Here is a 25068-nt window from a genome sequence, read left to right on the forward strand (position 1 = left end):
CCGATCTGGAATATTGACGATATTCTACTTCTGGCGGCGGGTTCTGAACGCAGTGAGGGTGTCACGGCCTGAGAAGGCAGTGTTGGTGGGAGCTATGTGGCCTGTGCGCTGTCTGTTTCGTCAGGGCGCCAGGCAAAGCCTTCGCAATCGTGCATGAGCGAGGGCGAATTCGTGCTGGCTGGGAAACATGTCCGGCATGGACAGGACAATCCGACGGACACTGACCTTTACGATTGTCGCGATTTTGAGCAGCCGTGCGCGGATTGTGCCGCAGGTCGCCGCCTCCAGAGAGGTCTGCCCAAGGGCCATCTTTTGCAGAGCGGTCAACAGGACATAGGCTGCGGCCGAGAACCACAGTCGCAGCTGGTTGGCGCGGATGGTGTGGGACGATGTTCTGTCGGAGAACAGATCCATCTGGCATTCCTTGATGCGGTTTTCCATATCCCCACGGGCGCAGTAGATCTGTTCGTAAAGGTGACGCGGCTCGGACGTTCCCTGCGGCAGAGTGGTGACAATGAAACGGTGATAGCGGTTGCCATGGCGCCACTCGGCCTTGGCCACGACCCGTCTGCGGCGTGTCCAGCTGTCCTTTGTGATCCAGTCAAAGGAGGCAAAGCCGCGTGCCGCTTTGCCTGTTGTGGTGGCTGCGTCACAAACCTCGGCGGACAGGGAGGCAATCCGGTCATACAGGCGGGTGTTCCCCGCAAGCCCGAATAAAAAGTCAACGTGGTTGTCTTCGCACCATGTCATCAGGCTGTCGCGGGCGAAGCCACTATCTCCGCGGATAAGGATACGCACCCGGGGCCAGCGGCTCCTGATCTGTTTCACGATCCGGCTGATGTCTGCCAGCGCTTCGTTCCCCGGGTCCCTGTCTGCCGTGCGCAGGGTAGCGCTGAGGAGATGGTCTCCGCAGAAGATGTATAACGGCAGATAGCAGTTATGGCCGTAATACCCATGAAAGGCCCGGCCTTCCTGATGACCATGGATACGATCGTCGGTCGCATCCACATCCAGAATGATCCGGGCAGGCGCCCGGTCATGCTGATCCATGAAGAGTGTGACGAACAGCCCGGCCAGAGCCTCATGATCAGCAATGATACGACAGTAACGGTCTGCCTGCTGCCCACTGCGCTCCAACCGGTTCAGTGTAGATTTGCCAGCCAATGCTGCGCAGTTTGCCCGGCCTCCTGACAGACGGCCCGAGGCCAGACCAAAGATCAGGTCATGCCGCAGGGCATCGTGATCATTGAGATCTTCATAGCCCAGTGCCAGGCCCATGATCCGCTGACGGACAAGGTCTTCAACCCGGTATTCCACAAAGCCGGGATGCCGCTTATCGCGAAAACAGGCAGCAAAGCGGCGGCTGAGACCCAGAATGTCATCAGCCTGCTTCACCAGAATGACGCCCCCATCCGAACTCATGCGACCCCCGTCAAAACGGGCCACAACACGCCGTCCACAGGAGGCTGGAAACTCATACGCGCCTGCGCTACACTCTGTCTGCATCGGGTTCGTTTATTGCTTATGAAAATATCTTTTCTACAAAACAGACTTTTTCATAATCTGACCCGATGTACAACCCTTCCGTGAGATTTCCGCGTCGAGACGCCGCACGCCCTGTCCGCGTTCGTCCAGCCCCTGGCAGAGCAGTGGCACCAGCTTGCCGATATAGCGCGCGATGGTCTCCGCCGCGCCGATCGGCTCGGCGAAATTGCGACTGACCTCGACCGGATCGACCGGGCGGACTGGCACGATGGCTTCCCCAATACGCCCGAAAGCCTGATCCAGCCTGCGGGCTACATCCGGCCCGAACCGCAGCGCCAGAGGTGCACGGGGCATGGCGGCAAGTGGCCCGATGCGGGACACCCCCAGCGTGGCCAGTCCGTCGATGATCGTGTCTGGCAGGCGCAGCGCTTCAAGGGGGAGATCAGCCAACGTACCCGCTATCTCACCGGGTGGCACAACGACAATCGGTGCCCGACCATAGCGGGCTATGGCGTGTGCGGCGCCCCATGTGTCAGCCACCACAGCTTTTGCCCGAAAGCCGGCGCCCGCCATGCGATGAACCATGTCCTTGAGCATGGGAAGTTCACCGCCATGCAGATGATCCGCCCCGGTCGTGTCCAGAATCAGCCCGTCCGGCGCATCGACGGCCACGATCGGCGCGATACGGTGCTGGAACCACAGGGCCAGCTTTTCCAGCCCCAGCCGGTCGCCCTCGGGATCGGCGTCTATCAGCACCAGATCGGGATAGAGCGCCTGGGCCTTGGCCACCGGTGTGCCGGGACGCAGCCCCAGCTTGCGGGCGGCGAGATCGACCGACGAGACAACCCGTCGTCGTCCTTCACGCCCGGCCAGCGCCAGTGGCGCCTCAGGCGCTGGCGCGTCTTTGCCCAGCCGCTTCCTGATCCGGTCTGTCGGCCAGAGCGGCAGGTAAAGAGAGACGATCCGCGATCGGGCTGCATGGGGCGAGCCTCCCTTTGGCATCACAGGCCTCCACTTCAAAGTCAGCACATTCGCCTGCGCGGGCACGGATGAGTTCCAGCAACCAGCGTGGTCTTCCCACGCCGGGTACCGGCAGCGGCACAGATGGCAGGACGGAGACCCGCCAGCGGGTCACACTGGCAGTGGGCTGGCCGAAATCCGCCGCATCCGTCTGCCGTCGCCAGCGTCGGATGGCGATGCCAAGAGAGCCGGACGTTTCGGCCGCCAGTTGCAGGCGACGTGAGGCCGTCATGGACAGACGCGCCACCTCGGCGACCACGGCCCCGAGGCCACCATGCCGCAGCCTCTCCTCGAAACAGGCCAGCACATCGACGTCCGAGCCTGCCTCGACAAAAATGGTCCGCCGTGCGGATAGCCCGATCTGTTTCAGGGAAGGGGCGAACACATCCTGACGGGTGACGATCCAGAGCACCTTACCGCGCGTGCGGGCCGCGATCCCGGCGCAGAACTGACCGGCGGCCGCACTGTGCAGCGCATCGTTGCCGCCGCCCGCCACCTCGTGCAGCGCGCCCAGCGCCAGACCGCCTCCCGGCAGACGACTGTCGATCTCGCGTACGCCAAAGGGCAGCACCTTGCGGCGCCGGTCGCTGTGCCCTTCGAGACGGCTGATCGCCGCCCGAAGCGTCTCCAGGCCAGGTTTTTTCTGGGTTTCAGCAGTCATGTCACGGCTCGGTGTTCCTTGTGCAGGCAAATTTCCTGATTTTATGTTCCTTATTTGTTCTTTATTGGTGTGGGGAGTCAACATTCATCTTTCGGAGCAGCGTATCGCGCCACATCTGTGGCAATTCACAATCCGGGAAGATATCGTCCTAAGAAATTGAAAACAGGACGCTTTGTCGAAAGAGGGCGGGCTGTTACCATCCCGCTCATAAAAAAGATCGCTGTCCGGGGAAACCGATAAACACGGAGTCCCCCCTCATGCGGTCAGTCACGACGGGAGGCACAGGTGCTTGTTCACGAGGGCTCGGAGCCAACGCCAGCATCGACAGGCGTCTGGGCTGTACGCTGGCGGCCATCGCCGGTGCAGTGAACGCTGCCGGGGTTCTGGCCGTAGGCTATTATTCGGCCAATATGACAGGCAATGTCTCCGCACTGGCGAGTGGCCTGCATGAAGGGCGCATGGAACTGGTCCTGTCCTGCTGCGGTCTGATACTGGCCTTCGTCGCCGGCGCGGTGCTGTCCGCGCTGCTGGTCAATGCGGGCCGTCGCCACAACCTGCCGTCGATCTACGCACGGAGCATTCTGCTGGAAGCCTGCCTGCTTGGGCTTCTGGGGGCTGTGGATTTTCTGTTTTCGGCCCAGCCACGGGATCCGGTGCTGGCCTACGGGCTGAGTTTCCTCATGGGGCTCCAGAACGCCACGGTCACACGCATTTCCGGGGCGCGTGTCCGCACCACCCATATGACAGGAATGCTCACCGATGTGGGGCTGGAACTGGCGGACTGGCTGGAAGGGTTTTTCCATCCGGTTGACCCGGCCCGACGGACCGGTACGCGCGAACGCCTGGGTCTGCATGCCGCCATCGTGCTGTCCTTCACGCTGGGCGGCGTGGCCGGCGCCTTTCTGTATGGCTGGTGGTCCGGTCTGTTTCTTCTGGTTCTGGCGGGGCTTCTGGCCTGCCTTTCCCTGCCGGGCGCGCTGTCGCATGAGCCTGTGGTGGAGCATAAACCGGCACCGGTCCCCTCTTGCGGGGAGAGGTATTCCTGTTTACAGCACTTGATACATCGCAAGGACAGATCGGGTCATTGGGGGTCGTATGAATAGCAATGCCGCCCGCCATCGGCCCTTTTCCGGAAAAGGACACGCGCCATGAGATATGCCCACAGCAATTATGAGGCTTTTGTCCAACCCCCTGCGCCACAGGATATGGCAGGATGGTCAGCGTGGATCGTGGGCGGAGGACTGGCGGGCATGGCGGCGGCGGCGTTCCTGATCCGGGATGCAGGCATGACGCCTTCAGCCATCACCATTCTTGAAGCCTCGGACAGCGACGGCGGCGCGCTGGACGGAGCGGGGAATGCGGAGACCGGCTGGCTGATCCGCGGCGGTCGGGAGATGGAAGAGCAGTTCCAGTGTCTGTGGGATCTGTACCGTTCCATTCCGTCTCTGGAAATTCCCGGCGCATCGGTGCTGGATGAGGTCTGGCAGGTCAATCAGGCCGATCCATCCACCAGTCCGATCCGCGCCATGTGTAATCAAGGGCAGCCCCTCGCTGATCGTGACAGGCTGACGCTCACGGGAAAGGCGCGACGCGAGATCATTACCCTCATTCTGACCGATGAGGACGAACTGGCGGGAAAGACGATCGCGGATGTGCTGTCCGGCGATTTCATGGCTTCGAACTTCTGGCTGTTCTGGCGGTCGATGTTTGCGTTCGAGACCTGGCACAGCGCTATTGAGATGAAGCGTTACCTCGCACGGTTCGTGCATCAGATTCTCGGACTGAAGGATCTGCATACGCTGAAGTTCACCAGATACAACCAACAGGAATCCCTGAGCCAACCACTGGCCACATGGCTTGCCGATCAGGGCGTCGTGTTCCGTCATGGCGTGAAGGTGACAAATGTTGCTGTTGATGTTTCTGGCGGAAAGAAAGTTGCGACCCATCTCGACTGGCTGGACAATGGCGCGTCCGCCGGTGTTGATCTTGGGCCAGAGGAACTGGTGTTCGTGACCAACGGTTCCATGGTGGAGAATTCGCGCTGGGGCGACCATCATACACCTGCGCCGATTGACACGGCTATCGAAGAGGGGAGCATCTGGCAGCTCTGGCGGAATATCGCAGCGCAGGATTCCGCATTCGGCAACCCGGATGTTTTCTGTGGCGATACAACAAAATCCCGCTGGCTGTCGGCAACCGTTACGACCCGGGATGCGCGGATTCCTGAGCTTGTAAAGCGGATTACGGGGCGTGATCCGTTTTCTGGGAAAATCATCACGGGTGGCCCGGTCACGATTGCCGATTCATCCTGGCTGATGAGCTGGGTGGTCAGCCGTCAGCCCCATTTCAAAGGGCAGCCCGAAAGTCAGGTGGTGGCCTGGCTCTATGGTCTGTTCAGTGACGTGCCGGGTGATTACGTGAAAAAGCCCATGCAGGACTGCACGGGGGAGGAAATCACCCGTGAGTGGCTGTTCCATATGGGCGTGCCGATGGACCAGATCGACGATATGGCAGCGACAGGGGCGACGACGCGTCCGTGCATGATGCCGTTCATCACGGCGCAGTTCATGCCGCGCGCACCGGCGGACCGGCCGAACGTGGTGCCGGATGGAAGCGTCAACCTGGCCTTTCTGGGGCAGTTCACCGAAACGCCACGCGATACGGTCTTCACCACGGAATATTCCGTCCGCACGGCGATGGAGGCGGTCTATACGCTGTGTGGCGTCAGGCGGGCTGTGCCGGAAGTGTCGGGCGGCATTTTCGATGTCCGGATGCTGCTACAGGCGGCAGCGGAACTGCGGGACGGAGAGAAGGTACCGGCGTCGGGGCTGATCCGGCATCTGACGCACGGAACGGAGATTGACGATCTGCTGGAGCGCTACGGGCTGGTTTGAGGGGGGAAGCTGAATGTCGGCTGTCAGGCATGAAAATCTGACCTGACCGAGAGGCAGATTCGCATCATAAACGCGTTACGTCCTGCGTCTGATCCTGACCTGTCAGACAGGGTGTTCAATTATCGTCCTGCCCGGAACGCTCCGTTTGCCAGATATCCCGGTATAGAAAGACAAGGAAAGGGACGGGCCAGAGGAACGGAAAACTACCGTGCAGGGCCAGCCCCGTAGCGGCGGCCATCACGCCTGCCAGAAAAGCCCCCCACGAAAGTAGCGGCAGAAAAATGCTTCCTGCGACAGGGCGAATGTTCCTGTCCGGCGCAATCCATGACGCCATCCATTCCGCAATTCCCGATGCGGCTTTTAACAGGTTTGTCGTCACGACGATCGTGGGCATGGGCGTGCCGGAGAATTTCGCGATCGTTTCGCCCTGCACGGCCAGAAGTGCCGGAAGCACGAGAAATTCTCCCCAGTAACGCAGGGACGATCCCTGAACCGCCTGCGCCAGAACCATGAAGATCGTCATGACCATGACCCCGCAAGCTGGCGACCATAACAGCCGCATCAGGCTGGCCAGAATAGCGGCAAGAAAAAATACGCCCAGCACACCCATCAGAAGCAGGCCGTGCTGCCAGTTCCCACTGATAAACGAGGCGCCCATATGCGTGGTATTGCCGGTCATCGCGCCGGCAAAGACACCGCTCAGATCGACGAAACTCAGGGCATCCACATAGCCTGCGACAAGCCCGAGAATGAGAACCCGCCGGGCGGAAATCGAGACGGGAAGAAGGGAAGACGGCATTACTGCGGCCGGGAGACGATTGACGGATAGAGCCTGCGGGCGACCCGCTCCATGGTCAGCCCCTGCACGATGATGGTGAACACCACGACACCGTAACAGACAGGCAGCAGCAGATCACGCAGGTCTCCGTGCGGCAGGCCAAGCGCCAGAGAAACCGAGATGCCGCCACGCAGGCCGCCCCATGTCAGGATGCCGAGGACACGGCCCCGCTCCCACTGCCGGAGATGAACCGGCAGGGTGGAGAACAGCACACTCAATGCCCGCACGGCAATGGACAGCGGGATCACGGCAAGCGTCGCCAGAACCGTGAACAGATGCGGCGTGATCTCCAGTATTTCAAAGCCGATGAGCATGAACAGCAGGACGTTCAGCACTTCGTCAATCAGCGTCCATGCAATGTCGAGTTCCTTGCGCGATACTTCATCGAAAATGGAATGGCTGTAGCTGGTTCCGAAGCAGAGACCGGCCACGACGACGGCAATCGCACCGGACATCCCCAACTGATTGGCGATGCTGAAGGTTCCGGTCGCCAGAGCCAGTGAGGTCAGCAGATCAATATGCGGGTCACGCTGTCCCTTGAGCACACGAAGAGCAATCCACCCGGTTATCGCTCCAAGAAGACCACCACCGAGCGCTTCGCGGCAGAAGCTCATGGCAATCTCAGAAGCGCCCACCCCTTGACTGTCTCCAGTCGCCAGCCCGATCGTCACACCGAAAATGACGACGCCCACGCCGTCATTGAACAGGCTCTCGCCCGCAAAGACGGCCTGTAGCGGTCCTGGCAGTCCCAGACGTTTCAGCATTCCCACGACCGAAACCGGGTCTGTCGGAGCGAGGATAGCGCCGAGCACGATGCACCATGTAAAGGGAACGGCATGGCCCAGCAGCGGGAAAACACACCACGCCGCGACCGCCAGAAAAGCCACGGCCAGAACGGTTCCCAGAATGGAGAGAGCGGTCACAGACATCAGCTTTGCTCGCAGATGCCCGACATCCACCTGCATGGCTCCCGCAAAAAGCAGCAGCGACAGGGCACCGTTCAGAAGTGCCGCAGGCAGATTGATCGCGCCGAGTACAGACCGTGGGAGAGCCTGAAGGTCATAGGCCGGGATCAGAGGGTTCAGGATCATGACCAGAAGCGAGGTCAGCAATGAGAAGACCAGAACGCCGATCGTGACAGGAACACGCAACGTATGGTGGTTGAGAATGCTGAAGCCTGCCGAGAGCGTCAGGAGTAGAGCAAGAAGGCTGATGGTATCCATGACCTCACCGCTGACTGCTCAGGCTCCTTACGTCAAGAAAAACCGAAAATAGTCCGCTATTCGAGAAGCTTAACCGGGCATTGAATGACAAAAATGAGGGCGACTGCCGCCAGTCTGCTTAATTCTTGAAGCCGACAGGCAGATTTGGGGGGGAAGCCGAATGTCTGCTTCAGAACTGGCCTGATCATAAACTGCCACCATGGGAGCACGTATAGTCCTTGAATTTTCCATGAGGATTTTTCAGATTCTGACACGTGAGGATGAGGCCGTATAACTATTTCGGGTAATCTTCCGTCAAATGCAGAATCGACTGGCTGCGAAAAAAGTCAGGAGAACTAATTATCAAACGGAGAAAGTGCTTCAATAATTCGGCATTCTGAAATATTACCTCCCCCGCATGATTCTATCATCGTAGAAAGTTCATGGCGCAATGCGATGAGATCCGCAATTTTGCGCTCAATTTCTGCCATATGGTCACGAGCAATTCTATCAACTGTCTTACAATCCTGGGTTCCCTGATCCGTTAGGGATAATAGAGCTCTTACCTGGTCTAATGAAAAACCCAGATCCCGAGATCGACGAATAAAAGACAGTCTCGCGAGTGCCTCATCATCATAAGTGCGATAATTGCCATCGGTCCGCTGTGGCGGAGCCAGAAGACCGATCCGTTCGTAATAGCGGATCGTCTCGACTTTGGTATTCGTCGCCTTCCCCAAGGCACCAATCGATCGCATTCCCTGCCTCTTGACCCTGTAGTTGCTACAGGGAGCATACATTAAAACAGATGATTCGTCAGGGAGGCGCTGGATGGCAGGAGGATGCTGTGGTGGATGCACAGATACGCCGCTACCAATCAATAAATCATGGCGGAGAGCGCTCCTGATCGCGCTTTTTCTCAATGCCAGCATGTTTGCCGTTGAAGCTGGGGCTGGCGTGTCGGTTGGATCTGCATCCGTACAGGCGGACGCGATTGATTTCCTTGGCGACAGCGCCAACTACGCAATAAGCCTCAGTGTTGCCGGAATGGCATTGCGATGGCGAGCTGGCGCGGCCTTTCTGAAAGGCCTGACCCTGTTCATGGCTGGGCTATGGGTAATGGCCAATGCTGGGTGGATAGTAATGAACAGCAACCATCCGCCTCACCCAGACGCAATGGGCGGCATTGGTCTGCTTGCCCTCGCGGTCAATCTGGCCTGTGCCCTCATATTATGGACACACCGGAAAGGTGATGCCAACCGCCGTTCTGTATGGATCTGCTCTCGTAATGATGCGATCGGAAATGTTGCCGTTGTGCTGGCAGCTCTGGGCGTGTTTGGCACTCGTTCTGCGTGGCCGGATATTGCGGTAGCTGCCATCCTTGCGATGCTTGGTATTAGTGGAGGTGTGCAGATTATGCGACAATCGAGAGTAGAACTAACAGATAACAAATCAGATATATCACGACATATCAATGTATAAATCATATAATACTCTAGAATATATTAAGCAGGTAAGGAGACGCACACGCTATAATGCGGCATTCATTCTCCTGATTTTTCCCCTGCTCTGTGGCTGTACAAATAGTGATCACTCAAATATTTCGCCGGAATCAGATGTCCAGAAATTTTCCAGCCGTCAATTTACGGATGCCGGATTGCAAGAATTCATTACAAAAGTTCTCGGACCAAACGTATCGAGTCAGGAAAACGCATGGGACATCACTCGCCTGACGCTTGCTACCTTGTATTTTCATCCCGATATCCTTGTAGCTAAAGCTGAACTGGAAACGGCTCGCGCTGGAATCAAGACAGCCGGTCAACTGCCCAATCCCAGTTTCACGGTGCTGGGTGGCCCATCGGCTCATTACGTCGGCTACGGCGCGTCAATACTGATCGAATTTTTCGGCAGGCGTTATCACCGTATCAAAGAAGCCAGATATCGGGCTGCCGTCGCGCAATGGGAAGTCATCAATACTGCATGGAAACTACGCAGCGACACGCGGTCTGCTCTTCTCGGCGTCTGGGCTGTATCCGGGCGCCTCAAGCTTGTGGAAGAGACTGCGGCAGCTAAACGCGAACTCTTTACCCTGGAACAGGCACGTTTTGATCAGGGGCGAGCATCCGCTCTCGAAATATCGCAGGTACGGACGGAAATGATCCATGCCGAGTTGTCTGTCAGTGATCTGCGGCGCGAGTATGCCGTCCGTAAGGCAGCTCTGGCAGGAGCAATCGGGGTTCCTGCCGAAGCACTTGATTCCATTGCTCTTGATACAAAAGCATTTGATGTCTGTCCCGACCTCATGGAATACCGCGATTCACAGGACATGAGATACCAAGCCGTAATGCAACGCGCGGATCTGCGGGAACTTCTTGCGTCTTATGACGCCGCCCGACAGGCTCTACGGGTCGAAGTTTCCCGACGCTATCCCGATGTCACCATCAGTCCCGCCTATAACTGGGATTTTTCAAATCGCTTTGAGGTAAATCCCTCTCTGCAAATTCCGATTTTCAATCAGAACGAAGGCCCCATAGCTGAAGCTGTTGGGCAGGAGCATGAGGCGGCGGCTCGTCTCCGGCGTGCAGAGAACACGGTGTTTAAGTCCATCTCGCAGGCTACGGCCAATTACCGCGGCACGACATCAATTCTGCTACAGGCGGATGAACTTGCCAAAACCGTACGGGTAAGGCTGAACCAGATGCAGCACCGCCTTCAGTCAGGCGCAATCGACCGACCAACGATGGTTATGACTCATATAGAGCAGATTCAAGCAGAGACCGCTCTTCTTGAAGCAGAAATTCAGCAACGGCAAGCCATAGGTCAGATCGAAGATAGCATGCAGCAGCCCATTTTTGATCACACCAGTGCCGCGCAGGTTTCCGGCCTGCTTGAAAATAACCAAAGGAACTCACCATGAAAGCGAGGGCCTTCTGGCTGCCTCTTGTAGGTCTTTCTGTCTTCCTAGTTCTAAACGTGGCGGACATTGCTATTGCAGATGATGATGATCCACCAGTTTCGGTTCTTGGCGCAGAGGCGACCGTGACGGTCTCCCCGGAAGCAGTTACGAAGAGTGGCATCGCTTCTGCACGACCCAGCATCGTGCCTTGGAGAAAGTTGGTTCCCGCCTATGGTTACGTTCTGAACGCAACACAACTTATCACTCTTGTTAGTGATTATGCTGACATGAAAGCGCGGCTGGAGAGCATGCAGGCACAGCAGACGCTTGCCCGTGCGAAACTCGATCGTGACAAAGGACTGTATCGCGACCGGCAGAATATCTCTCAGGAACAATTCCAGGAGACAACAGCCAGATTTCAGTCCAACTCAGCTATGGTAAAAGCAGAACAGGTCCGGGTGAATAACGCACTTAATATTATCAGACAGCAATTTGGTTCGGTCATATCTGACGCTACCGAAAAAAATACAATTTTCATTACACAGTTACTTCAACAACAAGTGGTCTTGGTCAAGGTGACCCTTCCACCAGATACGGATCTACCAACCCCACCAAGTCAGGCGTATGTGACCGATTATGGAAACACGGGTGGACACGGGACAATGCTCCACTATTTGTCTCCTGTAACCATGACCGATCCTGCTATTCAGGGGCGTAGCTTTTTCTATTTTGCGTCGGCTGAAAGTCAGCTTGTCGCGGGCATGAATGTTTCCGTTCTCCTGCCTACCGAAGAGGAACGTCCCGGTATCCGGATACCTGCATCAGCTATTATCTGGCTGCAAGGTAAGTCGTGGATATACCGTGATAACGGACACGGAAAATTTACACGCCTACCCCTTACGACCGACGTGCCGGACCGAGAAGGTGGCTACCTGATCCAAGATACTCCAGGACAAATCACACACGAAACGCAAATCGTCGTAGAGGGTACGCAATTACTTCTGTCTGAAGAATTCCGAGCTCAGCTTGAATCAGGAGACGATGACGACTGATGACGGGACGTTCTTTCAGCCTTCAGGCAGCTATTATCGGGTTTTCGATCCGCTTCCGGGGCGTGGTTATCGCAACCGCATGTCTGTTGTTCTTCTATGGCCTGTATGGCTTGAGACATGCCAGCTATGATGTGTTTCCGGAATTCATTCCGCCACGGGTCACGATCCAGACCGAAGCCGCTGGTTTTACGCCGGAACAGGTCGAAACATTGGTTAGTCGCCCAATGGAAATTGCCCTGAGCGGCCTCCCGGGTATTCAGCGCGTGCAATCGACTTCGATTCAGGGACTGTCAGTCGTCAACGTCCTGTTTGCGACATCGACCGATATTTATCGCGCCCGGCAACTGGTCGGGGAACAAATGAATGTTGTTGCACAGCAATTGCCAGCCGGTGTTCATGCTCCGACTATGACGCCACTGACCTCATCCGCCGGTCTGGTACTGGTGATTGGTCTGACGTCGGAACAACAGTCCCTTATGCAGTTGCGCACGCTTGCTGACTGGTCATTAAGGCCGCGTCTGCTGGCGTTGCCTGGTGTGGCTGGAGTCAGTGTGTTTGGCGGGGAGCGTCGGTCACTCCAGATACAGGTACATCCAGACCAACTCATCTTGCATCATATCGGACTTGATGACGTCCTTGCGGCTGCCCAGGAAGCAACTGGCATACAGGGGGCCGGCTTTATTGATACCCCGAACCAAAGAGTCGTTCTTCAGTCTGACGGTCAGGCCCTGACGCCAGAAAGTCTGGCCCGCACTGTGATTGTCCGCTCTGATAATGGTGCTGTCACACTGGGCAGTATTGCCACTGTAACTGAAGCCCCTATTCCCGCCTTCGGCGCGGCCAGTATCGAGGGAAAGACAGGCATTGTGGTTAATATATGGGAACAGTACGGTGCCAATACGATGGCTGTGACCCGGGAAATCGAGGCGGCACTTACCGATTTCCGCCCGCAATTGCAGGGACAGGGGATTACATTGCATGCTGACCTGTTCCGACCCGCCAATTTCATTACGACCGCATTGGGGAATGCCACACAAGCATTGCTTCTGGGCGGTTTTCTGGTGGTTGCCGTAATCTTTCTTTTCCTTTTTGACCTGCGAACCGCTGCAATCTGTTGCGCCACCATACCTTTGGCTATTCTGATAGCCCTGTCGTTGCTGGAGACACTCGGGGTTACTTTGAATGCCATGACCCTGGGGGGGCTTGCTATCGCCATCGGCGAGGTCGTGGATGACGCCGTGATCGGGGTCGAAAATGTTACACGCCGATTGCGTGAAAACCGGCTTCTGGTCCAGCCCGCATCTACAGCGCGCGTCGTACTCGATGCATGCGTTGAAGTCCGCAGTGCAGTGGTTTACGCGACCTTTGCTGTCATTATCGTTTTCTTGCCTGTCATCGCCCTTCCCGGACTTTCGGGACGACTGTTTGCTCCACTGGCAACAGCTTATGTTCTTGCGGTCATGGCTTCTCTTGCCGCTGCTGTAACCGTTGTACCTGCACTCTGCGCATGGCTCTTGGCGACGCCTGGAGAAACCCGGAGAGAGCCCCCCCTGGCAGGGTGGACCGCCAGAGCTTATGAACGTCTTCTGGCCAGATTAATGCGCCATCCCCGATTTGTTATAGGCGGGATGATCCTGACCACCTTGATAGGGTTTGCGGCCCTTCCATTCCTTGAAAGCGATTTCATTCCTGATTTCAAGGAAGGTCACCTTATCATTCATATGACGGCAGTTCCGGGGACTTCCCTGGAACAGTCTCTGAAATTAGGTAGACAGGTTACAGAAAAACTTCGTCAGCTTCCCGAAATCCGTTCGGTTGCTCAGAGAGTCGGACGCGCCTCGCTGGATGAGGACACGTCTGGACCACATACCAGCGAGTTTGAGGTTGATTTGAATCAGGTGGATGGGAAGGCTTCCCGACAGATTGATGCCCGCGTTCGCAAAGCGCTTGACGGGTTCGTTGGGGCCAGTTTTTCTGTCAGTAGTTTTTTGACGATGCGCGTAAACGAAACCCTTTCTGGTTCGTCTTCGGCTGTGGCAATCAATATTATTGGCGATGATCTGGATGTATTGGATATCCAGGCAAATAATATTGTCCGCATGTTGCATCAGATACATGGCGCAACAGATGTCCGGATAGAAGCACCTCCTGGTGTTCCGGAACTTGCTATTCGGCTACGCCCTGCTGATCTGGAGCGCTGGGGGCTTCGGTCGGCGGATGTACTCCGATCCATCCATACAGCCTGGCAGGGTGAAACCGTGGGGCAGATATACGAGCGTTCTGCGGCTTTTAATGTTATGGTTCGTCTTGATGACGCAAGTCGTAATGATGTTGCGTCTGTCGGTTCCCTGCCACTGCATACTGTTCACGGAAACTACGTACCACTCCGCGCTGTTGCAGACATATATGAGACGAACGGTCGCTATCAGGTGTCACATCTGGGAGCACAGAGAACACAGACTGTCACCGCAAATGTTACAGGACGATCAGCTCAATCTTTCGTTCAGGACGCACGCACGGCTATAGCAAAAAATATCAAACTGCCTCTTGGAACCTACGTTCAGTTTACATCCGCAGCGGAAGCTGAATCACAATCACGCAAGGAACTGTTTATAAATTCCGGGCTCGCTGCCATAGCGGTCATGATTCTGCTCTCAATAATCACACAAGGATGGCGCAATCTCGCTCTGATACTCGTCAATCTTCCCTTCGCATTTGTAGGCGGCATTCTGACAATCATTGTTTCCGGCACAACGCTAACTCTTGGGGCAACAGTCGGCTTCGTTACACTATTCGGGATTACGCTTCGGAATTCGGTGATGATGATTTCGCATTTTGAGGCTTTGGTCGAGCGGGAAGATCTTACATGGGGAGTAACAACAGCGCTCCGGGGGGCCAGAGACCGTGTCGTCCCCGTACTCATGACATCGCTCGTTACGGCGCTTGGACTGGCGCCTCTGGCTGTTGATATGAATGCGCCTGGGCGGGAAATCGAAGGACCTATGGCCGCTGTCATTCTTGGAGGGCTCATGACATCAATGATACTTAACCTGTTTGTTTTGCCTATTCTTGCTGTTAGATTTGGTAGTTTTTCTGAAAACGAAACGGGAGTTCCGGAAACCTTGTTCAAGTGACAGGTATGGGCCACTGCTGCACAGAACTACTTGAAGATTATGTCCGATATGCCAATAGAACCCAGAATGAAAACTGCTTCCGTATCACGCTCGGCCACCATTCGGTCTGGCTCGACCTTCTTATGTGGACGGCCGTTTAAGCGCAATACCTCACATTGTTCTCCCGATGTCATTTCTAAAACGTATTATTCTACCGGCTGGATGATGAATACCGATTTAACGTGAAGACCCGGTCAGATGCGCTCTTATGTCCGGCCTGTTTATGCGACTTTATGCGCTGGCCATCATGGGTGTGCGCTCACGTGTCAGGCACCAATCTGGTATCACGTGCTCAGGGGCACAGACGGTCGAACGGTATGGCCTGAACTGTTGCTGAATGACTGTCTTCCCATCACGTCGGTTCGTACATACTGCCGGATCTACCGGAGCAAGCTCCGGTGTCCATCGTTCTGCTGGTGCAGGTCAGCCTGCTGAAACACTGACACCAGCCGGACGATAGATCTCTTTACGTGACAACAACGCCCAGATGATACGAGCCATTTTATTGGCAAGTGCAACTGTTGCCAGACGCCTTGGACGACGCGCCATGAGTTCGCATAGCCACTGACCCGCAGCGCTATCCCACTTATGGGCACGATGAAGCATGGCCGTCGCACCAAGAACCAGCAACGTTCTTATCTGCCGATTGCCCGTTTTGGTAATCCTTCCCAGACGGGTTTTACCGCCGGTAGAATGCTGACGAGGCACAAGCCCAAGCCAGGCGGCAAAATGGCGCGCAGAGGCGAAAGAGCCAATATCCGCGACCGAGGCGACAATCAGAGAAGCCGTTATGGGACCGACCCCAGGGATGGTCATCAGCCGACGCGCATCCTCATCGCTTTTTGCACGCGCCCGGATCTGCACTTCCAAAGCATCAATGCTCTGAGCGACCTTTTCATAATGCTCAAATAACAACATGGCACTCTGCTTCATGGTAGCCGGCAGGTCGGCTGATGTCTCTATTTTTGCCATCAGTTCTGGCAGATGGCGTGTGCCCAGAGGGGCTATCAGCCCGAACTCGGAAGCAAGAGCCCGTAACGCATTACTCAGCATGGTCTGCTGTTTGACCAGAAGAGCGCGGGTAGAATGCAGTGACAACACGCCTTGCTGCTCTTCGCTCTTGATCGGAACACACATCGTATCAGGATGAGTCGCCGCCATGCAGATCGCAGCCGCATCAACAGCGTCATTTTTCTTGCCTTTTTTGACAAATGATTTGACCCGATCAGGAGGAACCAGTCTGACATCATGACCAATCCTGCTGATCACCCGTGCCCAGTAATGAGCTGACCCGCAGGCTTCCAGAACAACTTCACATGGGTCAAGTTTTGCAAAAAATGCTGAAATTTCACTGCGACCAAGCTTGCGCTTGAAAACGCACTTTCCATTTGCGTCAGCCCCATGAGCCTGAAAAACGGATTTGGCAATATCAAGGCCAATTATGCTAGCTTTCATACGGGCGGTCTCCTCCTGATGGTCAGTGAACCTCCATCATGGCACATTGATGCTGCAGGGAGGCCGTCCACCCCATCTGGTTGGGTTCGGAATTGCCTTCATGAATCTTGACGCTGTCCAGAAAATCTGGATTGCTGCCCGCACCGAACATCATCGTGTCAAGGCCGAAAACCGAAAGCATCGTTGCCGGATCCAAATGATTTATACTCCCTGCCCAGTGGCTTCGGGCGTGTCTTGCTACGGCCAACCTAAGCGCCTGTATTCTTGCTGGTTATTTCCCATAACGATCACCCCACTCTCGGCTCCAAGTGATAGCGGGGGACTGCGCGGACTATGTCCGTTATGCGAAAGGCGAGCCAACCCACTTTTATGTCCGACATGTAGGCGGAAGCCGACCAAGGCTCTCCCTCAGAAACCAGTTAAAAGTAGATCAATAGCCTGGATGATTTCATCCTGATAAAGAGACAATGACGTCACGACTTTTTTCAGATCACGGTCAGGTACAGCAGCCATAAACTGTGTCATCATAACGAACGACTGGTCATCGACTACGAAAATCGGATTCAGTCTCTTTGCCGGCTTGGGTGCCACTTTCTGTGATAAAAGCGGCACCACGATGCGGGTGCCCAACTCGTCCAGCAGGTCTGCCTGCACATCTAAAACGAAACGCGCTTCACCTCGTCCGGCCAAACAATACACATCAAAACGCGCCATTCAGAAGTTCCGATAATCCGCCAGAGGAAGACCATTCTTTTCGACATACTGTCGGGATGCTTCAAGAGAGGAGCGATTTTCTGCGAGCCATTGTTGAGCACGAACCGAAGCGATCGCTGACTTCAACCCCTGTTCGCAGGCCTGCGATATGTTGAGATCAAGCGATCTGGCTTCTTCGAGTAACTGAGCAGGTAACGTCACATTAGTGGGACGACGCAACGGGCTGGTGGAGTGCACACGAACCATAGCTTTGATCCTATTTACATGAGAACTGAAACATAGCACATGTTTATACACATTTCCATGCGCATATTATCATCTCGCTATATGCCTGCTTTCAGAAAACTCCAGCAATTCCTGTTACGTCTGACATGAGGCAGAAGCCGAAGCAGAAGCTCCACTTATCCCTTAACCGGCCGTCCAATCCTCAGATCGCAACCCATCTACCCTCGTAAATTCTCGTAGATTTCCAGTCACAACGACAAGCCCCCTGCTTCGAGCGTGCCCGGCAATCATCAAATCGTATGGGCCGATGACACAGCCACGCTTTTCCAGCTCTGCCCTGATTTCCGCTGTATGGGCTGCGGCGTCATCATCAAACGGCAAAACAGACAGACGTGCGGCAAAATGCTCAACCTCACGTCGAATCTTTGCCGGATCGTGAGATTTTTCGGCTCCATAGAGAAGTTCGTAAAGCACGACATCCGAGATGCAGAGCGCCTCGGCGTTATCATTGAAACGCTCACGCAAGCCTTGCGGACGATCACGCAGGACACGAATGCAAAAGTTTGTATCCAGAAGATAACGAAGCATCAGAAGCTTTCGCGTTCCTGCATCCTCGGCTGATCACGCTCAGGCAGTGGAGTGCCCGGCGCGGCAAAGAAATCGTCCCAAGCGGCATTCGCGGGCGCGATTATGCGACGCGCACCGTCCGGGATGATCACGACGTCTTTCAGGCTGGCGTCAAACGCAACCGCTTTGGGAAGACGCACGGCCTGAGAGCGATTGGACAGAAAGAGCGTCGTGCGGGTGAGCATCGTAACCTCCATTTGGGATATGCCGACAGTATATCCAAACTCTTGCCGGGTAACAATGGAATTCGCTCGCAATACTGGCCAGACCATTTTCCCCCAACCCTGCTCTCAGGGCACGGCGATCAATGACCAGAATCCCAGTTTGCGCTTATGTGAAGCCTTCAACCGGGTCATGAACGTTTCATGGGATTCCATGCCTTCAGCCATGGTCAACATGGGTGCAAGTCGCTGACAGGACGCAAGATCCTTTGCGGCATAGGCGTAGTAACGGGAAAGCGCCCTGTCCAGCACGGCCTCGACCAGCAGACGGTAGAGCAGCGTCGCTTCGTTGGGATAAGCTTCAGATAGACGTTCCGCTGCCGGACGCAGCGTCCCGTAGTCCCGTCCGTCCAGTTCCGCTGTATGATGCCGCACGAGACGGGCAGCTTCGTCGAGAGCGGGCCATTCCAGAAGAGTAGACAGGACCACGCTTCTATTCGGGAAATTCCGGATGTGATCGAGTGCCTGCTCTTCGGCGTCGATCGCATCATAATCACTGAGATGACGCTGATAGGCTTTCCAGTGCGGCAGGCTCAGGCGTTCCCGAAAAACGTTCCATCGCAGAGCCTGAGCTTTGTCTCGGTCTCCAACGGCCTCGTATGCTTCAATCCGCAGATCGTCGTTTTCCTTGTAAAAGCGAGAGTTCTCTTCAGTTTCCCGGTCGAGCCAGTCAAGTGCCTCCCGGGCGCGCCCCTTGTCCAGCAAGCGGCGTGCGACGTCGCCGGTATAGGCATACTGGCGGTCACTCAGGCTGACAGCTTCACTATACGCATCAACGTCACCCATGGCATCCGCAAGATCCCGCAGGTGCCTGATCACCTGCATACGCGCGATGTCGGTATGATAATCGCTATTCCCCTTTGACGCAGGAAGGTCGCGCAGTCGTGCCAGAAGCATAGTTCTGAGCATGGCTGCGCCCGTTTCGCCTAATGCCGTGCCGCACGCGGCGAGCAGACGATCACAGGTGCCATACCCGTCATCATCGAGAAGCGTAAGAAGGTCTGTGACAACGATGGCGGGATCCCGGTTGGCCTGTCGTCCCCAGAGAACGCCAAGATCAGAAGCGGCCTCCCGGAAGACGTCCGACAGGTATCCGGAACTGTCGTCCGAGCGCTCGTAGACGGATGGGGCAATCTCCACAAGCAGCCTCATGGCTGAAATGGCCTGCCCGACATCGGCAGAGGCAACGTCACCCAGGATGGATTGCCGCAAGGTATCAAGTTCAGCAGCCAGAGGACGGATCCGGTCCCAGGGCAGAAACCCACGGGAACGCTGGATCGTGCGCAGTCTCTTTTCGATCTCCTTGCCGAGTTTATCCTTCGCGTGAACCGCTGTCAGCGCCATGCGAAGCCTGCGGGTCAGTGCGGTGTCCTGCCCTGCCAGTTCGATGAGCAGGTCCGCAAGTCGGTCCGCACCAAGCGCCTTCAGATTATCCTTCGTGACAGTCGTGCCGACTTTCGCTGAGGCACGGGACTTGGGCTTTTCAGAGGGATTTCGAGTCATGGAAGCAGGTTAGGGCTCTCCCTCTGGAAGCGCAATCGCCCAGTGTTGGTCCGGCGTGTCAGGGCCTTCCTTTCATCGGATACGCCCATCCAAGCCGGACGGACGTATCCGATCTCAGCTATTCACCCCCTGGTTTTCACCCAGAAGCGCCCGGTGGCGGTCCTTCGTGACTCCCATCCTGCATTTTTGAGCATAACAAGCAGCTCTTTTTCTGGCGGCACGTCGATCACGTTTTGCATGATTTCTGCCAAGGTTGTTCTTTCTCGCGCAGCCAGGAACGCGGCCAGAGTCACCGCGACCAGCGCTGGCGGCGACAGAGATGGCACAGGAACTGCCTCAATCCGAAGCCCTTCCCGTTCGAGATGATCGACGACGCGATGGAGCCCAAGAAATTGCACCCCGGCCAGACGATCATCAGCGTAAACGCCGCTTCCAGCCGCGTCACAGATGGAGGGTTCGAAAAACCCTCTTATGTGGACGGCCGTTTAAGCGCAATACCTCATATTGTTCTCCCGATGTCATTTCCAAAACGTATTATTCTACCGGCTGGATGATGAATACCGATTTAACGCGAAGACCCGGTCAGATGCGCTCTTATGTCCGGCCTGGTTATGCGACTTTATGCGCTGGCCATCATGGGTGTGCGCTCACGTGTCAGGCACCAATCTGGTATCACGTGCTCAGGGGCACAGACGGTCGAACGGTATGGCCTGAACTGTTGCTGAATGACAGTCTTCCCATCACGTCGGTTCGTACATACTGCCGGATCTACCGGAGCAAGCTCCGGTGTCCATCGTTCTGCTGGTGCAGGTCAGCCTGCTGAAACACTGACACCAGCCGGACGATAGATCTCTTTACGTGACAACAACGCCCAGATGATACGAGCCATTTTATTGGCAAGTGCAACTGTTGCCAGACGCCTTGGACGACGCGCCATGAGTTCGCATAGCCACTGACCCGCAGCGCTATCCCACTTATGGGCACGATGAAGCATGGCCGTCGCACCAAGAACCAGCAACGTTCTTATCTGCCGATTGCCCGTTTTGGTAATCCTTCCCAGACGGGTTTTACCGCCGGTAGAATGCTGACGAGGCACAAGCCCCAGCCAGGCGGCAAAATGGCGCGCAGAGGCGAAAGAGCCAATATCCGCGACCGAGGCGACAATCAGAGAAGCCGTTATAGGACCGACCCCAGGGATGGTCATCAACCGACGCGCATCGTCATCGCTTTTTGCACGCGCCCGGATCTGCACTTCCAAAGCATCAATGCTCTGAGCGACCTTTTCATAATGCTCAAATAACAACATGGCACTCTGCTTCATGGCAGCAGGTAGGTCGGCTGATGTCTCTATTTTTGCCATCAGTTCTGGCAGATGGCGTGTGCCCAGAGGGGCTATCAGCCCGAACTCGGAAGCAAGAGCCCGTAACGCATTACTCAGCATGGTCTGCTGTTTGACCAGAAGAGCGCGGGTAGAATGCAGTGACAAGATACCTTGCTGCTCTTCGCTCTTGATCGGAACACACATCGTATCAGGATGAGTCGCCGCCATGCAGATCGCAGCCGCATCAACAGCGTCGTTTTTCTTGCCTTTTTTGACAAATGATTTGACCCGATCAGGAGGAACCAGTCTGACATCATGACCAATCCTGCTGATCACCCGTGCCCAGTAATGAGCTGACCCGCAGGCTTCCAGAACAACTTCACATGGGTCAAGTTTTGCAAAAAATGCAGAAACTTCACTGCGACCAAGCTTGCGCTTGAAAACGCACTTTCCAATTGCGTCAGCCCCATGAGCCTGAAAAACGGATTTGGCAATATCAAGGCCAATTATGCTAGCTTTCATACGGGCGGTCTCCTCCTGATGGTCAGTGAACCTCCATCATGGCACATTGATGCCGCAGGGAGGCCGTCCACCCCATCTGGCTGTTTCGTGAGCGTCTGACACAGGCGGGAGCAATTGATGTTTTGTTCAACCGCTTTGATGCGACCCTGCGGAATGCCGGTTATCTCCCCATGTCAGGTCAGATCCTGGATGCTACACTGGTAGCGGCCCCAAAGCAGCGCAATACCAATGAAGAGAAGGCCGATCTGCGCGAAGGACGGATCCCGCAGGATTGGCAGGACAAGCCCTCAAAGTTGTCCCATAAAGATCATCATGCCCGATGGACATTGAAGTTCACGAAAGCAAAGCGTCAGGATGACGGGAGTATGCCCGCAACAGATCTGGCCATCCCTTTCTTTGGCTATAAATCGCAGGTATCGATAGCGGTGCCGGGTTTGATGCCATGGAGAAAGTCAGAGAAGCGCAGGCTTCGAAAACGTGCTTGTGGATCAGACCCGGTTCCCGGCATGCCGGGAACCGGGTCTATACTGTCAGGATGAACCAGGCCGGTTCGGGGCTAAAATCCCTGAGAGATCCGCCGATCGTCTCGTCTCCGTGAAGCATGAACCCGGCCCGGCCGCGCTGACGGGGCAAGAGTAACATGATTGTGGCGTCTGCTTTGAGTGAAGTTGATCGGCCACGAATGACACACCTGACTGTGACCGCAGCGTTGGTTCCCTCACCAGAAAGGACCGACCATGACATTCCGTACCATTGGTATTGATCTGGCCATTCGCGGAGATCACCTCGCTCAGATCTATGACGATGGCCGCCCTAATGGCCGTGCAATTCGTTTCAGGCATGATCAGCCCTCACTTGCCGCCTTTGTTCAGACTGCCGTGATGGGGCTGAGGGCGGATGACCACATTCAGGCCATCATGGAGCCAACCGGTATGAGCTGGTTTCCTGTTGCCCACCACCTTGCGGATGCTGGCATCACCGTAGCCCGCGTCAAGGGAAAGCGGGTCAAGGCTCTACGCCGTTACCTTTCCGAACACGCCAAAACAGATATGGCTGATGCCCAGATCCTGGCGGCCATGCCATCATTTGGTGGACCACGCCTTGATCCAGTCCATATTCCGGATCCACGAAGCCACGCTCTTCAACGTCTGACCAAACAGAGAAGCCGCTTTCAGAACGAGATCGCGGATGCCAGGCGGCGTTTGCTTGATCTCATTCGTTGGGCATCCCCCAGGCTTGAAGCAGTCTTGCCCGACTTAGGAACGCGGCTCTCTTTGGCCCTGTTGCAGAAATGGTTTCACCCCTCGGATGTTTTGAAGGCGCGTCGTACGACGCTCGCCAAATATGTTGCAGCCCATGCGGGAGGGAACCATCCGCGCAGTGGGCCCTTTGTGGAAACGCTGATCACAGGGTTGCGTGAAGCGGCGCAATACGCTCAGGACCTTCATGGGACACACATTGATTTTTCGGAACTGCAGTTCGAGATCGCGATGGAAATTAAGAATGTTCTGGCGAAAATTCAGACTGTTGGAGATCTTGAGCGGCATATTGCTGACCTCTACAAACACCTCGACCCACAGGGTCTTGTGCTCAGTATTCCGGGTGTCGGCCGTCATCTCGCGCCGACCCTGATTGGTATCTTGCAGAACATTGAGCGGTTTCATTCTGAAAAACATTTACGGGGTTTTTGTGGCCTGTTTCCCAGAAGGGCTGATAGTGGTGGTGTGGAGCGAGCGGGCCAGACCCTGACCCAGGGTGGCAATAACCGCATCAAACAAGCACTTTATCTTGCTGCTGATACGGCACGAAAAACAGATCCTGAACTGGCAGAACTTTATTGGAGGCTGATGACAGTGAAAGGTCATCATCACAAACAGGCTTTATGTGCCGTTGCCAATCGTATTGTGAACCGGATCTTCAGCGTTCTCAAACGAGGAAAGCCTTACGAAGTGCGCGACAGGGAGGGAAACAGCATCACCCTCTCTGAAGCAAAAGCCATCATTCTGGAGCGCTATACCGTTGGAGAAAACATCAGAGCAGGACGTCGTTCCAATCGGATTGAAAAGACTCCCTGAAACCGCAAAAATCGCTTGCGCTCCCGGTACAAGATCATGTTTCCATCGACCGGAAATTTCGGCTGATCCGCAAATGGAAAGCGACCGATGCAGCGGCCAGCGATGGTGCCAGACTACGCGAGGGCCTGCTGGATAAAACCAATATGGCATCAACAGTCTGGGCGGATACAGCCTACCGCTCAAAAGCCAATGAGGACTTCATGGACAAGCATGGCTTTGTCTCGAAGGTTCACAGGAAAAAGCCTCATCTCAAGCCGATGCCACGACATATCCAGAGATCCAACGCCGGAAAGTCCGTTATTCGGTCGCGTGTCGAGCATGTTTTTGCCGATCAGAAATCGCAGACAGGACTGTTCATACGAACCGTAGGGATAACCCGAGCCACCATGAGGATCGGGCTGGCCAATATCGTCTATAATATGCGCCGCTTTCTCCTCCTGGAGCGGATTAACGCGAGCGCGTAGCAATTCAGGGCATGAGACCCTCTCTCTGCTCAATACGCAGAGTGAAAATCAGGTCCACGAACCAGCAATCAACTCGCTAAAAACCTGAAATCAGGCAGAAGGGAAATCAATCAACGGTTCTTCGAACCCTCCAGGTTATGGAGTGGCGTGGCAGGCCAGAAGCCATCCGAATGGATAATGGCCCTGAATATGTCAGTCATACGTTGGTTTCATGGGCCGAAAAACAGGGGATTACCCTGATCTATACGCAACCGGGTAATCCGCAGCAGAATGCCTATATTGAACGCTACAACAGAACTGTCCGGCAGGAATGGCTGGAGAAGTATTTGTTTGAAAGCATTCAGGACGTGCAGGAGGTCGCAACACAATGGCTCTGGACATATAACCATGACAGACCCAACATGGGGAACAGCGGGCTAACCCCCGCCCAGAAACTAAAAACAGCTGCCTGAATTCTCATTCAATGCCCCACTAAAAATGGGGGGATTACCAACGGACCATTGTTGGACTGAGAATCCTTAACTCCCAGACTGTGGAAACAAATTTTTTTCTAACGCTTCAATCGCGTAAATTTAACCAAAGTGAAACCATCATGCGTCTGTTGTTCCGCATTGACTTGGATTCCGTCAATTCAACTGGAGCATAATCTGGTTCATATCCTTCAACAGTGAAGCTGGCGGAGATCTGATTGCGACAGACACCGTCACTTGTACCACACTGCGC

The 25068-nt window shown here is 55.4% G+C and carries 20 protein-coding genes and 5 pseudogenes; 10 read left to right on the forward strand and 15 right to left on the reverse strand.

All coding sequences use genetic code 11. The annotated features are described in order from the left end of the window. Positions 1-120 precede the first annotated feature (120 nt). From QQM41_RS13055 to QQM41_RS13065, 3 genes and pseudogenes are all read right to left on the reverse strand, one after another. Complete coding sequence (locus QQM41_RS13055; protein ID WP_339078180.1) at positions 121-1506, reverse strand: IS1380 family transposase; 1386 nt, start codon at positions 1504-1506, stop codon at positions 121-123. A gap of 78 nt (positions 1507-1584) precedes the next feature. Then, positions 1585-2487: pseudogene (locus QQM41_RS13060) on the reverse strand (Y-family DNA polymerase); the annotation flags it as partial. Continuing rightward, positions 2372-3166 (reverse strand): ImuA family protein, encoded by a 795-nt coding sequence (locus QQM41_RS13065; protein WP_339078182.1) that lies wholly within the window; start codon positions 3164-3166, stop codon positions 2372-2374. The gene QQM41_RS13065 and the pseudogene QQM41_RS13060, both read right to left, overlap by 116 nt. A gap of 285 nt (positions 3167-3451) precedes the next feature. On the opposite strand from QQM41_RS13065, the pseudogene QQM41_RS13070 reads away from it, so the two are divergent. Together QQM41_RS13070 and QQM41_RS13075 are read left to right on the forward strand one after the other, a co-directional pair. Next, positions 3452-4269: pseudogene (locus tag QQM41_RS13070) on the forward strand (YoaK family protein). A 45-nt stretch (positions 4270-4314) separates the two neighbouring features. Beyond that, the gene (locus QQM41_RS13075; RefSeq protein WP_339078183.1) at positions 4315-6060 is read left to right on the forward strand and encodes an oleate hydratase; all 1746 of its coding nucleotides are present in this window, start codon (positions 4315-4317) and stop codon (positions 6058-6060) included. A 115-nt stretch (positions 6061-6175) separates the two neighbouring features. Here the strand turns inward: QQM41_RS13075 and QQM41_RS13080 are convergent, their stop codons facing one another. The 3 genes from QQM41_RS13080 to QQM41_RS13090 form a co-directional block, all read right to left on the reverse strand. After that, on the reverse strand, positions 6176-6859 hold the full coding sequence (locus QQM41_RS13080; RefSeq protein WP_339078184.1) for a YoaK family protein: 684 nt from the start codon (positions 6857-6859) through the stop codon (positions 6176-6178). Continuing rightward, complete coding sequence (locus QQM41_RS13085; protein WP_003618713.1) at positions 6859-8121, reverse strand: sodium:proton antiporter; 1263 nt, start codon at positions 8119-8121, stop codon at positions 6859-6861. Before QQM41_RS13085 ends, QQM41_RS13080 begins: the two co-directional genes overlap by 1 nt. Before the next feature lie 335 nt (positions 8122-8456). Beyond that, positions 8457-8855, reverse strand: coding sequence for a helix-turn-helix domain-containing protein (locus QQM41_RS13090; protein ID WP_003618791.1), 399 nt, complete (start codon positions 8853-8855; stop codon positions 8457-8459). Positions 8856-8928: 73 nt separating this feature from the next. Here QQM41_RS13090 and QQM41_RS13095 point away from each other — a divergent pair, with 73 nt between their 5' ends. Genes QQM41_RS13095 through QQM41_RS13110 form a run of 4 tightly spaced genes read left to right on the forward strand, consistent with a single transcriptional unit; the run spans position 8929 to position 15179 of the window. Next, positions 8929-9579: a cation transporter gene (locus tag QQM41_RS13095; RefSeq protein ID WP_010516881.1), complete on the forward strand. Its 651-nt coding sequence runs from the start codon at positions 8929-8931 to the stop codon at positions 9577-9579. Next, the gene (locus QQM41_RS13100; RefSeq protein ID WP_339078185.1) at positions 9572-11014 is read left to right on the forward strand and encodes a TolC family protein; all 1443 of its coding nucleotides are present in this window, start codon (positions 9572-9574) and stop codon (positions 11012-11014) included. Before QQM41_RS13095 ends, QQM41_RS13100 begins: the two co-directional genes overlap by 8 nt. Beyond that, on the forward strand, positions 11011-12045 hold the full coding sequence (locus tag QQM41_RS13105) for an efflux RND transporter periplasmic adaptor subunit (RefSeq protein WP_124296635.1): 1035 nt from the start codon (positions 11011-11013) through the stop codon (positions 12043-12045). The genes QQM41_RS13100 and QQM41_RS13105 overlap by 4 nt, the downstream gene beginning before the upstream one ends. Next, positions 12045-15179 carry an efflux RND transporter permease subunit gene (locus QQM41_RS13110; protein WP_339078186.1) on the forward strand — a complete coding sequence of 1045 codons (3135 nt, stop codon included), beginning with the start codon at positions 12045-12047 and terminating at the stop codon, positions 15177-15179. The genes QQM41_RS13105 and QQM41_RS13110 overlap by 1 nt, the downstream gene beginning before the upstream one ends. A 462-nt stretch (positions 15180-15641) precedes the next feature. On the opposite strand, the gene QQM41_RS13115 is transcribed toward QQM41_RS13110, so the two are convergent. From QQM41_RS13115 to QQM41_RS13155, 9 genes are all read right to left on the reverse strand, one after another. Next, positions 15642-16673: an IS110 family transposase gene (locus tag QQM41_RS13115; protein WP_237934641.1), complete on the reverse strand. Its 1032-nt coding sequence runs from the start codon at positions 16671-16673 to the stop codon at positions 15642-15644. Between the two features lie 22 nt (positions 16674-16695). Continuing rightward, entirely contained in the window at positions 16696-16869 is a 174-nt protein-coding gene (locus tag QQM41_RS13120) for a hypothetical protein (protein ID WP_339078187.1), read from the reverse strand. Between the two features lie 212 nt (positions 16870-17081). Further along, a complete protein-coding gene (locus tag QQM41_RS13125) occupies positions 17082-17387 on the reverse strand; it encodes a CcdB family protein (protein ID WP_042788970.1) in 306 nt (101 codons plus the stop codon). After that, on the reverse strand, positions 17388-17588 hold the full coding sequence (locus tag QQM41_RS13130; RefSeq protein WP_012813343.1) for a type II toxin-antitoxin system CcdA family antitoxin: 201 nt from the start codon (positions 17586-17588) through the stop codon (positions 17388-17390). 207 nt (positions 17589-17795) lie between these two features. Continuing rightward, the gene (gene vapC / locus QQM41_RS13135; RefSeq protein WP_124306977.1) at positions 17796-18200 is read right to left on the reverse strand and encodes a tRNA(fMet)-specific endonuclease VapC; all 405 of its coding nucleotides are present in this window, start codon (positions 18198-18200) and stop codon (positions 17796-17798) included. After that, entirely contained in the window at positions 18200-18424 is a 225-nt protein-coding gene (gene vapB, locus QQM41_RS13140; RefSeq protein WP_086653942.1) for a type II toxin-antitoxin system VapB family antitoxin, read from the reverse strand. Before vapB ends, vapC begins: the two co-directional genes overlap by 1 nt. Before the next feature lie 105 nt (positions 18425-18529). Next, complete coding sequence (locus QQM41_RS13145; protein ID WP_029604385.1) at positions 18530-19963, reverse strand: DUF6880 family protein; 1434 nt, start codon at positions 19961-19963, stop codon at positions 18530-18532. 122 nt (positions 19964-20085) lie between these two features. Next, positions 20086-20361, reverse strand: a complete 276-nt coding sequence (locus QQM41_RS13150; protein ID WP_249023744.1) for a hypothetical protein — start codon at positions 20359-20361, stop codon at positions 20086-20088. A gap of 413 nt (positions 20362-20774) precedes the next feature. Next, complete coding sequence (locus QQM41_RS13155; protein ID WP_339078188.1) at positions 20775-21806, reverse strand: IS110 family transposase; 1032 nt, start codon at positions 21804-21806, stop codon at positions 20775-20777. A 74-nt stretch (positions 21807-21880) separates the two neighbouring features. On the opposite strand from QQM41_RS13155, the pseudogene QQM41_RS13160 reads away from it, so the two are divergent. From QQM41_RS13160 to QQM41_RS13175, 4 genes and pseudogenes are all read left to right on the forward strand, one after another. Next, positions 21881-22228, forward strand: a pseudogene (locus tag QQM41_RS13160) (IS5/IS1182 family transposase); the annotation flags it as partial. 315 nt (positions 22229-22543) lie between these two features. Further along, entirely contained in the window at positions 22544-23881 is a 1338-nt protein-coding gene (locus tag QQM41_RS13165; protein WP_339078189.1) for an IS110 family transposase, read from the forward strand. A gap of 14 nt (positions 23882-23895) precedes the next feature. After that, positions 23896-24345 (forward strand): annotated as a pseudogene (locus QQM41_RS13170) (transposase); the annotation flags it as partial. A gap of 116 nt (positions 24346-24461) precedes the next feature. Continuing rightward, positions 24462-24797 (forward strand): annotated as a pseudogene (locus QQM41_RS13175) (integrase core domain-containing protein); the annotation flags it as partial. Positions 24798-25068 lie beyond the last annotated feature (271 nt).

This window comes from Acetobacter sp. AC2005, assembly GCF_037901235.1.
In the GTDB taxonomy this organism is placed as follows: Bacteria; Pseudomonadota; Alphaproteobacteria; order Acetobacterales; family Acetobacteraceae; genus Acetobacter; species Acetobacter oryzoeni.